At 43.6% G+C, this 521-nt stretch carries 1 protein-coding gene; it reads right to left on the bottom strand.

All coding sequences use genetic code 11. The annotated features are described in order from the left end of the window. A partial coding sequence (locus ABN217_RS20410) for a 3'-5' exonuclease (protein ID WP_349460030.1) occupies positions 1–521 on the bottom strand: 521 nt, incomplete at both ends.

Genomic DNA, 521 nt, shown 5'->3' with positions numbered 1-521 from the left:
GGGCTTGGGCTTTTTCGCCCTTTTCTTGCTCATACATCGCTTTTAAACCTGAATCACGAATAATTCGGTCTGTTTGTACATGTAATGGCATATCTGCTGTTTCAGAGGCGAGTGTTTCAATCAGTTCTAAGAATCGTTGAATTGCAGCGGTTGCACGTCCCGCCAACATTTTATGTTCGATAACCTGTAATGCGCTTTCCCATAAGGTAATTTGGTTATCTCTCGCGACTTGGCGAACAATATCTAATGTTCTATCACCAATACCCCGTGTTGGTGTATTCACAACACGCTCGAAAGAAGCATCATCATGGCGATTAGCCGTTAATCGCATATAAGAAAGCGCATCTTTAATTTCTTGGCGTTCAAAGAAGCGTTGCCCGCCGTAAATACGGTATGGCATTGTCGCTTGTAATAGTGCCTCTTCCATTATACGAGATTGAGCATTACTACGATAAAGAATGGCACAGTCTGTCAATGCCCCCCCTTCTTCTTGCCAGCGCTTAATTCTGCCGACAACATAA

Origin of the sequence: Proteus sp. fly-1067, assembly GCF_040139345.1 — a bacterium.
Taxonomy (GTDB): Bacteria; Pseudomonadota; Gammaproteobacteria; order Enterobacterales; family Enterobacteriaceae; genus Proteus; species Proteus vulgaris_B.
The sequence above is the reverse complement of the archived record's forward strand: the minus strand, read 5'-3'. Positions and strand labels throughout refer to the sequence as shown.